This window comes from Campylobacter concisus (assembly GCF_902460875.1).
Lineage (GTDB): Bacteria > Campylobacterota > Campylobacteria > Campylobacterales > Campylobacteraceae > Campylobacter_A > Campylobacter_A concisus_AA.
Genome location: NZ_CABPVR010000006.1, coordinates 80,375 through 88,824 on the forward strand (window position 1 = coordinate 80,375; position 8,450 = coordinate 88,824).

The following is an 8,450-nucleotide window of genomic DNA, read 5'->3' on the forward strand; positions in this document are numbered from 1 at the left end:
GAGTAATTATATCGGCTGCTCGAAGTATGAAAATATGCTCATTTACCATAGCTCTTTTGTTATTCAGCTCATCTCTTAAAAGTGCAATTTTCCCAGTTAATGCTCCATCTTTGCAAAGCAAAATATCATTTTGTTTTAATCTGCCTTTTTGATTATTTTCATAATACTCAATGCTTACAAATTTTGGATTTACCAAATTTATTATGCCGTTTGTATTATGAATATGCTCTCCACCAAGGCTTAACGCACCCTCATTTAAATTACCAACTCCACCATTTGGACGCGAGCCAGTTTCTATTGTATTAAGCAAAGTCCCAAGCTTCACCATCGGATACTCACTCATTATCTTTACTCTACTTTTCATGCTTAAATTTATCGCCTTATCGAAATTAGTCTTTCCAAAATCCATTAAATCGATTAAATTTGCTTTTTGAATAGAAAATGAATTTACATCGTTCGGATTTATCTGAGCCAAGAGTTCATCGTCAAATTTATTGTCAAAAAAGCTTTTTAAAGCATAGCAAATTTTAGTTTTATCATTTTTATCTTGCGGATTATAAAGTGGCGTTTGGATAAATTTTACCGAGTTGATATTTCGCAAAGCCTCCTTTTCTTTTTTTTCGTCATCACTATCGTCGTCACTATCTTTAATTTCTTCTTGTGTTTGTACTGAAGTTACGTATTTTATACCCTCGTCGCCTTTGCGGCTACTCCAATCATAACCTAGAAATTTTATGATTTCGTCTTTGTTACTTTTTTTACTATCGCCACCTTGCTTTTTGTCCTCTGGACTTTTTACTAAAAGTAGCTCGTTATCATTTATAAAAGCATAAAATTTTAACTTAGAAAGCTCTAGATTTTTACATTTTTCGATAAATTGCTCGTAGTAAAATTCTTGCTCTAATTTTTTAAAATCATTGCTTTGTAAAAACTCATTGAATTTAGCTTTCTTTTCTTTCTTGTTGAGTTCTGCTTTATAAAATGAAGAATTTTCAAAAAACTCGTTTTGTTTAGCTTTAGACATAGTTTCTTTTTTAAATTCTTTGACTTTGGAACTCGCATTTTCAAATTCGTCTTTATAGCTTTTAAATATCTCACTTTGAGCCAAATTGTTACTTAAAACATCTTTTTTTAAAAAGTCTATGAACTCATCTTTATTAAAGCATTTAAAAGCACAATATTTTGCGATTATATCGTCATTTACGAACTCATTTTTAAGCTCAAATTCGGTGTTTATAAAGCATTTGATCAAATCGCCAGCTTCTTTTTCGCGCTTTTTAGCAAAGACGATAACTGTTTGCGTACCAGTAGAACCAAACGTGCGAGAGTTAAGTCCTACGATACTTAAAATATCGAATTTAGACAGCAAAATTTCGCGCGTAGTTTCGTAAATACCGCCCTTTGAAAGGATGGAAACGGGCAATATCAATGCAAAATATCCACCCTCTTTTAGCAACTGTGCCGTTCGCTCGACAAAAAAACACTCGATGGCATTATTTTTATCAAAACTAGCACTATCTATTTGCTTTAAAAGATCAAATTTTTCCCTATCGCTTTGTGAAAGCGTGTCTAAAAAACCTTTGACTGAATAAGGCGGATTCGAGATGATAAGATCAAAGCTTTCGTCTTCAAATTTCCTTGCGTAGTCCTTACTTTGATCTGGTTTTTCCAATGTATCTTGAAAGATAATTTTAGCTTCGTTTTTACTGTCATAAAAAACAGTTGCTATTTTTGCAACCATTGAGAGATTTTTATTTTTTTCGATACCATAAATTTTACAATCCCCATTGTGCTGATAAACTCGGTCAAAAAATGCCCTGCACCGCAAGCGTAGTCTAAGATTTTATCTCCACTTTTAAAATTAGGTAACGAGTTAATGATAAAATTCGTAATCGGCGTCGGCGTGAAAAATCGCCCTTCGGTTTGATGAATGGAGCGATTTAAAAAGCCCTCGAATAAATCGCCTAAGAATTGATTGTTTTCGCTTTTGGTTATATAAATATCTTGGATAAGGTTTGCGATGTGAAGCAAAACTTTAAAATTTAGGTCAAATTCTTGCTTGTTTTCCACTTCAATGAAATTAAATTTTTTGATATTGTAAAATTTTTGCTCTTTAAAAAGCTTATTGAGCTCGTTTCGCAATTCTCCCGGATATCTCTTTTTTCGCTCAAAAATTTCATCGATTTTGCCTTTATTTATATTTACGACATCTACTTCAAAAAGCTCTTTTTTACCCTGAGCGTAAAGCTCTAAAAGTCTATCGCAGTATTCAAGCGGAGTATCGCTACCAAAACCTTTCCAGTAAAATTTCAGTTCATCGCTTTTGCCGTTTCGCATATTTTTTTCATCGACGATTTTGCACAAAAACAGATCGACTAAAATATAAAACGTATTTTCATAATTTCCTATGGCGTTATTTCTCAAAATAGTCGCAAATTCGTTATAAATCGCTCTAATATTAGTATACGGAACTTTATTTAAGTCGTTTAAAGTATATTTTTCTTTGCCGATTTTATACGCGCTTATGTCGTTTTCAAAAAGCCCCTTCGTAGTGTAGCCGGTTTGATAGCTTTCATTCCAGACCTTAAAAAGCTCAGTGTGATTTGTCGCATTTTTAAAATAAGGCTTTTTGTCTTCTTCTTTTTTGATATTTGCATTTTGATCGTTTAAATACTCTTCGTTATCTTTTAGTGTGATTAAATGGCTATTATAAATAATATCGCCGTGATCAAAATCAGCGGCATAAAGGCAAACCCAGTCGCATTTTCCAAGTACGGCAACATAAGAAAATAGCTGTCCGCCGTCTTTTTGCATATTATTCCACTCTTTTGTAAATTCGCTTCCGTAAGTTTTATTTTCTATTAAGACTAATCGCTCGTAATTTTCATTATAAACCAAAATATCCCCGTATGAGGGCTTATTTACGTGCCCTACTCCTATCGAAGGCTCTAAAATAATATGAGAAGGCTTGTAGCCTTTTGAAAGCAAGTTGTCTATACAAATTAAACAAACGAAATTTTCGTTTGCGCTAAAATTAGTGGTCGTATTTCGGTGGATTATTATACCGTTACTCGGGCGATTTCGGCTTGGAAATTCGCCTTCTTTAAAGCTATTATCTATTGGAGAATAGGTAATTTTAGAATTTAAAAAATCAACTTCAATAAAAATTCTATCGTCATTTTGATATATCTTTTTCATGATTCTATTTTTAGCTGGTTTAAATCCTAGGCTTTCTATTACTTCTTTTAAATTTTCCTTTGTTATCATTTTTTCTCTCTTGGTTTAAATTTGCGCGATTTTACAATGATTTAGCTTTGATGAGCGAATAAGCTCTTGCCACTAAGCGCAAGGGCTAGAAATTTAAACTCGGTTGCTTCAAATTCTTTGCAAAATTTAAATAACTCAGCAAATTCTGCCTCATTTAAATTTACGCTCCAGATCGCTCCAGTGTCATTAAATTCTCTTTCAAACTCGATTAAATTTTTAGTGGCAAAATAGTGCTCAAAGCGGCTCATCAGCGAAAACGGCGTAAAAAATTTGATCTCATCTTTTATCTCAAATTTCATCACGCCACCATCTTTTATGGCCTCATTTATCACCTCATTTACAGCCCCAGAGTAGGCTCTGACAAGCCCTCCAGTGCCAAGCTTTATCCCGCCAAAATACCTGACTATCAAGACGCCAACATTTATAAGATTAGCGCCTCTTAGCGCGTTTAGGCTCGGCTGGCCGCTAGTACCCTTTGGCTCGCCATCGTCGCTTTGATTTTCGACTATTTGGCCGTATTTGTTTAGCTCTCTTGTCGCCCAAACTACGTGAACAGCCTTAAAATGCTCCTCTTTTAGGCTCTCATACAAGCTTTTAAATTCGCTTATCGGGCACAAAAATGCTAAAAAATTTGACTTTTTTATATCAAGCTGGGCTTTAAAAAGCCTATCAATCGTCTGCAAATTTGCTCTTTTTTAAAAATTTTAAAAATCTTATCAATTTGCTAATTAAAGCCTTGTAAATTCAGAGAAATTTATATTATTAAGGAAAAGATAGTAGAATTTTGCAATTTTTCATGAAGGACTAAAATGATACAAACTTGCCTATTTCCAGCGGCTGGATACGGAACAAGGTTTTTGCCAGCTACAAAATCACTTCCAAAAGAGATGCTACCGATCCTTACAAAACCGCTCATTCACTACGGCGTTGATGAGGCACTTGAGGCTGGCATGGATAATATGGCCTTTGTCACAGGACGCGGGAAAAGGGCGCTTGAGGACTATTTTGACATCAGCTACGAGCTAGAAAAAGAGATCGCAGGTAGCTCAAAAGAGTCGCTGCTAAGCGAAGTTAGAAATTTAATGAGCTCATGCACATTTTCATTTACTAGGCAAAATGCTATGAAAGGGCTTGGACATGCCATTTATACGGGCAAAACGCTAGTTCGAGATGAAGCATTTGGAGTCATTTTGGCAGATGATCTATGTATAAATGAAAACGGCGAGGGTGTGCTTTCACAGATGGTTAAAATTTATGAAAAATACCGCTGCAGTGTAGTTGCTGTGATGGAAGTGCCAAAGGAGCAGACTAAGTCTTACGGCGTCGTAAGCGGTAGGTTTATAGAAGATGACCTTATAATGGTCGATGATATGGTTGAAAAGCCTGATCCTGCCAAGGCTCCGACAAATTTAGCGATAATCGGGCGCTACATCCTAACGCCAGATATTTTTAACATCTTAGAGCGAACAAAGCCAGGTAAAAACGGTGAAATTCAGATCACGGATGCACTAAAAACGCAGGCAAAAGATGGCATGGTGCTGGCTTATAAATTTAAAGGCAAGAGGTTTGACTGCGGCAGTATCGATGGCTTTGTCGAGGCTACAAATTTCTTTTATGAGCGCAGTAAATGATAGAAACTTCATTTAAATTTAACTTTGCAAGCAGCGAAGTCATTGACTCCTACGCCAAACGCATAAATGACGAGTACGAAAGCGGCGAGATAGGCTACTACCACCTGCCGGTCCTTGGGCAAAATTTACTTGGCGAGATCGAGGAGTATGAAAATGGGCTAGCTCATATAAAAAATGTCGTGCTAGTTGGTATCGGTGGCAGCAGTCTTGGCGTAAAGGCGCTAAAATCGATGCTTGAAGGCATAAAGGGGATAAAAAGAGAGCTTTTGTTTTTAGATAATGTCGATCCTTGCAGCTACAAAAGCACGCTTGATGGGCTAAATTTTGACGAGACACTTTTTATAATAAGCTCAAAATCAGGCAACACGATCGAGACGATCACTATTTTTAAGTGCTTGCTTGATGACTTTAAACCTAAAAATTTAGGTAAAAATTTCCTAATCATAACTGATCCTGGCACAAATTTAGAAAATTTTGCCAAAGAAAATGGCATTAAATTTTTTAACATTCCAAAAAACGTTGGCGGGAGATTTAGCGTATTAAGTGCGATCGGCCTTGTGCCTCTTGGTATTTGTGGCTACGATATAAAGGCACTACTTGAGGGTGCGCTTGCATGCAAGGAGCAATACATCGAGCAAAAAGATAGCTCAATAGTCGCTAAAGCTTACCACTACGCCACTAGCAGAAATGCGAGTATAAATGTCATATTTAGCTATTGCGATAGATTTTTTGAATTTAACGACTGGTACGTGCAGCTTTGGGCGGAGAGCCTTGGTAAAAAAAGAGGCTATAAAAGGGTTGGCCTTACGCCAGTTGGACTTGTCGGTAGTCGCGATCAGCACAGCTTTTTGCAGCTTATCATGGACGGTGTAAAAGATAAGAGTGTGACATTTATAAAGATAAAAGATCACGCGAGCGACAAGGCTATCCCAAATTTGAGCCTAAAAGGGCTTGAAGAGTGCGATTTTGTTGCAGGTCTAAGCCTAAATGAGCTTATAAATTTGCAGTGCGACGCGACAGCTATGGCACTTGTGCAAGAGGGGATAAGTGTCGATACTATCACGCTTGAGAGGCTTGATGAGTTTCATGCTGGCTGGCTCATTTTCTACTACGAGTTGCTTACCTCGGCCACTGGCATCATGCTAGGCATCAACACCTACGATCAGCCAGGCGTTGAGATAGGAAAACGTATCTTAAAAACTATGCTTTTAAAGTAGAAAATGAAGAAATTTCTACTTTTGGCTCTTTTTGCCACGCAAATTTTTGCCTTTTCGGCGAGTAAATTTGTAAATGACGCTAGGTCGCAGATCGGCGTGACGCTAAATTACGATCCAAGTTACGAAAGACTTGCCTATCCTATGGGCGACGTGGATATCAAAAAGGGCGTTTGCACCGACGTTGTGGTAAGAGCACTACGTCATCAAGAGATGGATCTGCAAAGACTTGTTTTTGAAGATATGAGTAGAAATTTCGCAAGCTATCCTAAAAAGTGGGGACTTAAAAAGGCTGATAAAAATATCGATCACAGGCGTGTTTTAAACATCGCTACCTATCTAAAAAGAAAAGGTTTTGAGGTGAGCGATGATAAATTTTTGCCAGGCGATATCGTAACATGGATGCTGCCAAGAAATTTACCTCACATCGGCGTGATCTCAGATAAATTTGAAGGCCAAATACCGCTTGTCATCCACAATATCGGCTCTGGCGTGCAAGAAGAAAATATACTTTATAGCTACAAGATCACAGGTCATTTTAGGCTAAAGTAGCAAAAATGGCTTTTTAATCAAATTTTAGGCAAAATCGCAAAAAAATAAATTCAAGGAAAAATAATGTTAGAAGTTAGGGGACTTACTCAAAGATTTGCAAGCAGTTTGCTATTTGAGGATGTAAATTTAAAGCTAAATCGCCACAACAGATATGGACTAATCGGTGCAAATGGCGCTGGCAAGTCGACATTTTTAAAAATTTTAAGCGGAGCTATCGAGCCAACTAGCGGCGAGATCGTCATAGAAAATGGACTAAAGGTTGGCGTGCTTGGGCAAGATCAGTTTGCGTTTGAAAATTTCACGCTAAAAGATGCCGTGCTTTATGGCAACAAACGCCTATATGACGCTGTCAAAGAGAAAGAGAAGCTCTATATGAGCGAGGAATTTACAGATGAGATAAATGAGCGCTTAAGCGAGCTTGAGATGATAAGCGCCGAGGAGGATCCAAGCTACGAGTACGAGACTAGGATAGAAAAAATTTTAAGCTCGCTAGGGCTAAATGAATTTGATAAGCTCATGAGCGAGGTCGAAAACTCAGATAAAGTTAAGGTTTTGCTAGCTCAAGTGCTTTTTCCAAAGCCAGATATCTTGTTTTTAGACGAGCCAACAAACAACCTTGATATAGATGCAATCGCATGGCTAGAAAACGAGCTAAACCGCCATGAGGGTACACTTGTGGTTATCAGCCACGACAGGCACTTTTTAAATAGAGTTTGCACAAACATTTTGGATGTGGATTTTAAGAAAATTCGCGAATTTTCAGGCAACTATGACGACTGGTATATGGCTGCAAATTTGATCGCAAAGCAGCATGAGATGGAGCGTGACAAGAAGCTAAAAGAGAAAGAGGAGCTGGAGAAATTTATCGCGAGATTTTCAGCAAATGCGAGCAAGGCAAAGCAGGCAACCTCTCGTGCAAAACAGCTTGAAAAGCTTGATATTGCCGAGATCGCAGTATCAAGTAGGCGCGATCCTAGCATATTATTTCGTGCAAACCGCGAAATAGGAAACGAGCTAATTGAGCTAAAAAATATAAGTAAGAAATTTGACGATAAGGTGATATTTGAAAATTTTAACTTTAAGCTTGAAAAGGGCGATAAGCTGGCTATCATAGGCCACAACGGCGTTGGTAAAAGTACGCTTTGTAAGATCATAATGGGTGAACTAAAGCCTGATGCGGGCGAGGTACATATAGGCGCGACCATCGAGCTAGGATATTTTGCGCAAGATACGGTAAATAAGATAGATGGCGAGCTAAAGCTTTATGAATACTTACAAGATGCCAAAAACAAGGACATAGACGAGATTAGAAAGTGCCTTGGCAGAATGCTCTTTAGCGGTGCTGAGCAAGAAAAGGCAGTGGGCGCGCTAAGTGGTGGCGAAAAACACCGCGTGAGACTAGCTCAGCTCATGCTTCATAGACCAAATTTACTTGTCATGGACGAGCCAAACAACCACCTCGATCTTGAAGCTATCATCGCGCTTGGCGAAGCGTTTTATAACTTTAACGGCTCAGTCATCTGCGTGAGCCACGACAGGGAGCTGATAGACGCCTTTGCAAATAGAATTTTACACCTAAAAGGCAATGGCGAAGTGGTTGATTTTAAAGGCACATACGAAGAGTATAGAGCAAATTTAGGGCTTGAGAGCTAAAATTTGTTATTTCTTGCTCCTGATTGTAGGGGCAAGATTAAAATTTATATTTACTACAAAATCTTGCAAGTATTAATCTAACTATATAAATTAAAAATAGCTTATAAAAATTATTAAAATCCAATAAAAAGAC

At 37.6% G+C, this 8,450-nt stretch carries 5 protein-coding genes and 1 pseudogene; 4 read left to right on the forward strand and 2 right to left on the reverse strand.

Features of this window, described 5'->3' with window-relative positions:
- Positions 1-3,267, reverse strand: a pseudogene (locus tag F3H01_RS03830) (HsdM family class I SAM-dependent methyltransferase); the annotation flags it as partial.
- Positions 3,268-3,308: 41 nt separating this feature from the next.
- A complete protein-coding gene (locus F3H01_RS03840; RefSeq protein WP_149724903.1) occupies positions 3,309-3,950 on the reverse strand; it encodes an IMPACT family protein in 642 nt (213 codons plus the stop codon).
- Positions 3,951-4,076: 126 nt separating this feature from the next.
- On the opposite strand from F3H01_RS03840, the gene galU reads away from it, so the two are divergent.
- From galU to abc-f, 4 genes are all read left to right on the forward strand, one after another.
- Positions 4,077-4,898 (forward strand): UTP--glucose-1-phosphate uridylyltransferase GalU, encoded by an 822-nt coding sequence (gene galU / locus F3H01_RS03845; RefSeq protein ID WP_149724904.1) that lies wholly within the window; start codon positions 4,077-4,079, stop codon positions 4,896-4,898.
- Positions 4,895-6,115, forward strand: a complete 1,221-nt coding sequence (locus F3H01_RS03850; protein ID WP_149724905.1) for a glucose-6-phosphate isomerase — start codon at positions 4,895-4,897, stop codon at positions 6,113-6,115. Before galU ends, F3H01_RS03850 begins: the two co-directional genes overlap by 4 nt.
- Positions 6,116-6,118: 3 nt before the next feature.
- Positions 6,119-6,664 carry a DUF1287 domain-containing protein gene (locus tag F3H01_RS03855; protein WP_149724906.1) on the forward strand — a complete coding sequence of 182 codons (546 nt, stop codon included), beginning with the start codon at positions 6,119-6,121 and terminating at the stop codon, positions 6,662-6,664.
- Between the two features lie 63 nt (positions 6,665-6,727).
- Complete coding sequence (abc-f, locus tag F3H01_RS03860) at positions 6,728-8,317, forward strand: ribosomal protection-like ABC-F family protein (protein ID WP_087579033.1); 1,590 nt, start codon at positions 6,728-6,730, stop codon at positions 8,315-8,317.
- Positions 8,318-8,450 lie beyond the last annotated feature (133 nt).

Bases quoted from the DNA above. Each gene is read 5' to 3' on its own strand.
- galU (WP_149724904.1), top strand. From the start codon at position 4,077: ATGATACAAACTTGCCTATTTCCAGCGGCTGGATACGGAACAAGGTTT.
- F3H01_RS03850 (WP_149724905.1), top strand. From the start codon at position 4,895: ATGATAGAAACTTCATTTAAATTTAACTTTGCAAGCAGCGAAGTCATT.
- F3H01_RS03855 (WP_149724906.1), top strand. From the start codon at position 6,119: ATGAAGAAATTTCTACTTTTGGCTCTTTTTGCCACGCAAATTTTTGCC.
- abc-f (WP_087579033.1), top strand. From the start codon at position 6,728: ATGTTAGAAGTTAGGGGACTTACTCAAAGATTTGCAAGCAGTTTGCTA.